Origin of the sequence: Burkholderia sp. Ac-20392 (assembly GCF_017104585.1) — a bacterium.
GTDB lineage: Bacteria > Pseudomonadota > Gammaproteobacteria > Burkholderiales > Burkholderiaceae > Burkholderia > Burkholderia lata.
This window is the reverse complement of the sequence record NZ_JAAGPB010000611.1, coordinates 1-4,222: the sequence shown is the minus strand read 5'-3', so window position 1 is coordinate 4,222 and position 4,222 is coordinate 1. Positions and strand designations below refer to the sequence as shown.

Sequence of the window (4,222 nt, the reverse complement as noted above, 5' to 3'; positions counted from 1 at the left end):
CGCGCGCGGCACGCGGGCCGTGCTGCGGCTGCCGGTCGTGCGCGTCGCGGCGTCGGCCGCCTCAACCAACACGTAGACGGAGAAACCACATGAGCGAGAACAATTTCCTGGTGATCGACGACAACGAGGTGTTCGCGGGCACGCTCGCGCGCGGCCTCGAGCGCCGCGGTTACGCGGTCCAGCAGGCGCACGACAAGGAGTCGGCGCTTCGGCTCGCCGCGGGCGGCAAGTTCCAGTTCATCACCGTCGACCTGCATCTCGGCGAGGATTCGGGCCTGAGCCTGATCGCGCCGCTGTGCGACCTGCAGCCCGATGCGCGGATCCTGGTGCTGACCGGCTACGCGAGCATCGCGACCGCCGTGCAGGCGGTGAAGGAAGGCGCCGACAACTATCTCGCGAAGCCCGCGAACGTCGAGTCGATCCTGGCCGCGCTGCAGACCAACGCGACCGAAGTGCAGGCCGACGAAGCGCTCGAGAATCCGGTCGTGCTGTCGGTCGACCGGCTCGAATGGGAGCACATCCAGCGCGTGCTGGCCGAGAACAACAACAATATTTCGGCGACCGCGCGTGCGTTGAACATGCATCGCCGCACGCTGCAGCGCAAGCTCGCGAAGAAGCCGGTGCGGCAGTAAGCGGGGGGGCGCGTCAGCCGGGCGAGCTTGACGTTCGCGACAGGCAGGCGACGATCTCGCGTTTCAGCAGGAGCGCGATGAGCGCCGAGTAGACGACGTTCGCGAGAAACGGCGCGAATCCGCCGATCACGATCGGAATGGCCATCGGCCACGGCGTTGCCGATACGTCACTCGCAATGGAGCGGATGCCGATGCTGAACGCCACGCTGGCGAGTGCGATGCCTGCCAGCGTGCCCAGCCACGCGAGTGCGAACGCGACGTTGTAGCGCCGCAGCGAATCCCGCCTGATCCGGCGCAGGAGCGAAAGGATGTCGGCGCGCGTGAGCGCGAGCAAGGCCGGCACGAATCGGCCGGCGATGGACGGGTAGATGGTCATTCGAAAGCGGTGACGACTGCGTCGGTACGTAGCCAGGGGAGTCCGGATTATAGGGGCGCACCAGGATGCGTGCCATCAGCCGCGTTCCAGGGGCCGGCACGTGCGCCGCCTCGCGTGGCCATGAAAAAACGGGCGACCCCGGAAGGGGCCGCCCGTTTTTCGTCCGACGCCGCGCGCGTTACAGCACGTAGCGCGACAGGTCTTCGTTCTGCGACACTTCGCCGAGTGCGCGGTTGACATACTCCGCGTCGATCGTCACGCGCTCGCCCGCATGGTTGCCGGCCGAGAACGACACTTCCTCGAGCAGTTTCTCGATCACCGTGTACAGCCGGCGCGCACCGATGTTCTCGGTCTTCTCGTTGACCGCATATGCAATCTCCGCGAGACGGCGGATACCGTCGTCGGCGAATTCGAGCTGCACGTCTTCGGTCGCGAGCAGCGCCTGGTACTGCTTGACCAGGCTTGCGTCGGTCGCGACGAGGATCGCTTCGAAGTCGTTCACCGACAGCGAGTCGAGCTCGACGCGGATCGGGAAGCGGCCCTGCAGTTCCGGAATCAGGTCGCTCGGCTTCGCGAGGTGGAACGCGCCGCTCGCGATGAACAGGATGTGATCGGTCTTCACCATCCCGTACTTGGTGTTGACCGTCGTGCCTTCGACGAGCGGCAGCAGGTCGCGCTGCACGCCCTGGCGCGACACTTCGCCGCCGCTGCCTTCGTTGTTGCGCGACGTGATCTTGTCGATCTCGTCGAGGAACACGATGCCGTTCTGCTCGACGTTCTGCACGGCCTTCGTCTTCACTTCCTCGTCGTTGAGCATCTTCGCCGCTTCCTCGTCGGTCAGCAGCTTCAGCGCTTCCTTGATCTTCACCTTGCGGCGCTGCTTCTTGCCGCTGCCGAGGTTCGAGAACATCGAGCGGATCTGCTCGGTCATCTCTTCCATGCCCGGCGGCGCCATGATGTCCATGCCGGCCGACGGCTGCTCGAGGTCGAGCTCGACTTCCTTGTCGTCGAGCTGGCCTTCGCGCAGGCGCTTGCGGAACGTCTGGCGCGTCGCGTTGTTGTCGTCGTTCGCGTGCTCGGCATTGCCGCCGAAGCCCACCGCGCGCGGTTGCGGCAGCAGGATGTCGAGAATGCGGTCTTCCGCCTGGTCGGTCGCCTTGCTGCGCACCTTGCGCATCTCGGTTTCACGCGTCTGCTTGACCGAGATCTCGATCAGGTCGCGCACGATGCTGTCGACGTCGCGGCCGACGTAGCCGACTTCGGTGAACTTGGTCGCTTCGATCTTGATGAACGGCGCATCGGCGAGCTTCGCGAGGCGGCGTGCGATTTCGGTCTTGCCGACACCCGTCGGCCCGATCATCAGGATGTTCTTCGGCGTGATTTCCTGGCGCAGCGGGTCGGCGACCTGCTGGCGGCGCCAGCGATTGCGCAGCGCAACCGCGACGGCTTTCTTCGCCTTCGCCTGGCCGATGATGTGCTTGTCGAGTTCCGAGACGATCTCGGCAGGGGTCATGGTGCTCATGGTGCGGTCCTTACTCGATCGTTTCGATGATGCGGTTGTGGTTCGTATAGATGCACATGTCACCGGCGATCTCGAGCGACTTCTCGACGATCTCGCGCGGCGACAGCTCGGTGTTCTCCGCGAGCGCGCGGGCCGCGGCCTGCGCATACGCACCGCCCGAGCCGATCGCGCAGATGCCGCCTTCGGGATCGAGCACGTCGCCGTTGCCGGTGATCACGAGCGTGGTGGTGGCATCGGCCGTGATCAGCATCGCCTCGAGGCGGCGCAGCATCCGGTCGGTGCGCCAGTCCTTCGCGAGCTCGACGGCCGCGCGGGTCAGGTTGCCCTGGTGCTTCTCGAGCTTCGCTTCAAAGCGGTCGAGCAGCGAGAACGCATCGGCGGTGCCGCCCGCGAATCCGACCAGTACCTGGTTGTTGTAGATCCGCCGCACTTTCCGCGCGCCACCCTTCATGACGATGTTGCCGAGGGTTACCTGGCCGTCGCCGCCGAGCGCGACCTTGTCGCCGCGTCGGACCGAAACGATGGTCGTGCCGTGAAATTGCTCCATCTGCGTTCCTTGAGAAAAACGGGGAAGAGTCGGGGGGCGCGAGGCGCCGCCGCGTAACTCGCAGTGCGCCGGGAAGCGGCCCGGCGCGCGTCCGTTTCATTTTAGGGCGGGCGCCGGGATATCAAGAGGAGGGAGGCAAATCGGCGGCCGGCCGGGAACCGGTGCCGGAAAAACAAAAAGCGCGCGGCAGGCCGCGCGCTTTCGGGAAGCAGCGTGTCTGAGCGGAATGCCGCTCGATCAGTCGCCGAACAGCTTCTGGCGCAGCTCGCGGCGCTCTTGCGCTTCGAGCGACAGCGTGGCGGTCGGACGCGCGAGCAGGCGCGGAATGCCGATCGGCTCGCCGGTTTCCTCGCACCAGCCGTAATCGCCGGAATCGATGCGGGCGAGCGACTGCTGAACCTTCTTGAGGAGCTTGCGTTCGCGATCGCGCGTACGCAGTTCGAGCGCGTGCTCTTCCTCGATCGTCGCGCGATCGGCGGGATCGGGCACGATCACCGTCTCGCGCAGGTTCTCGGTCGTCTGGCCTGCATTCTTGAGGATGTCCGCCTGCAACTGTTCGAGCCGATTTTTGAAGAAGGCGAGCTGATCCTCATTCATGTAATCCTTGTCGCTCATCTTCAGGATTTCGGCTTCGGTCAAGAGTTTCTTCGTCATCTGCTTGCTTCTTCAATGTGCGGCAAATCAAGAGATATTGCCTGCACTTTGGGATTACCCGCAACCGCGCTTGCAATCATTTGCGATTTGCCGCCGCGGGGCCGAAAGCCTCTGGAAAACCGGTTCTCAAATACCAGGATAGGCCTGGCGCGGAGTTGCGCGCGCTGCGAACCGGTGTGCTGCGCGGCACATCGCATCGGCCGCGGCCGGGAGGCGGATTGGCGATCCGGCGCGGTTGCGATGCCCGGAAAACTGGTTCAGCAAGAACCGGGCCTGTTTGTTGCCGTACTCCAGCGGGCACGTATTGTAACTGAATCGCAAGCGGGCGCCGTATCGGGTCGATCCCCGTCGGCTGCGCCAATATCTAGAAAATATAACGCGCAAATCGCGAAAAAGCGATGACGGCGAAACCCTGCCCAAAAAGGGCGCTCCGCGGCCGCCGCAGCCGCCTGCGAGGCGGCCGCGCGGCGGCGTGTGCGGCGGTTGCCCGA

Annotated in this window: 5 protein-coding genes; 1 reads left to right on the top strand and 4 read right to left on the bottom strand. The window is 64.9% G+C overall.

The features are described from left to right. Positions 1 to 89: 89 nt before the first annotated feature. On the top strand, positions 90 to 632 hold the full coding sequence (locus G3N99_RS35495; protein ID WP_011353543.1) for a response regulator transcription factor: 543 nt from the start codon (positions 90 to 92) through the stop codon (positions 630 to 632). Positions 633 to 645: 13 nt separating this feature from the next. Here the strand turns inward: G3N99_RS35495 and G3N99_RS35490 are convergent, their stop codons facing one another. The 4 genes from G3N99_RS35490 to dksA all read right to left on the bottom strand — a co-directional run bounded on the left by G3N99_RS35490 (position 646) and on the right by dksA (position 3,731). Continuing rightward, positions 646 to 1,008 (bottom strand): hypothetical protein, encoded by a 363-nt coding sequence (locus G3N99_RS35490; protein WP_206124685.1) that lies wholly within the window; start codon positions 1,006 to 1,008, stop codon positions 646 to 648. Positions 1,009 to 1,186: 178 nt separating this feature from the next. Beyond that, on the bottom strand, positions 1,187 to 2,530 hold the full coding sequence (gene hslU, locus G3N99_RS35485; RefSeq protein WP_174937441.1) for an ATP-dependent protease ATPase subunit HslU: 1,344 nt from the start codon (positions 2,528 to 2,530) through the stop codon (positions 1,187 to 1,189). Between the two features lie 10 nt (positions 2,531 to 2,540). Then, on the bottom strand, positions 2,541 to 3,077 hold the full coding sequence (gene hslV, locus G3N99_RS35480) for an ATP-dependent protease subunit HslV (RefSeq protein ID WP_006760749.1): 537 nt from the start codon (positions 3,075 to 3,077) through the stop codon (positions 2,541 to 2,543). A gap of 237 nt (positions 3,078 to 3,314) precedes the next feature. Further along, a complete protein-coding gene (gene dksA, locus G3N99_RS35475) occupies positions 3,315 to 3,731 on the bottom strand; it encodes an RNA polymerase-binding protein DksA (protein ID WP_006477498.1) in 417 nt (138 codons plus the stop codon). Positions 3,732 to 4,222 lie beyond the last annotated feature (491 nt).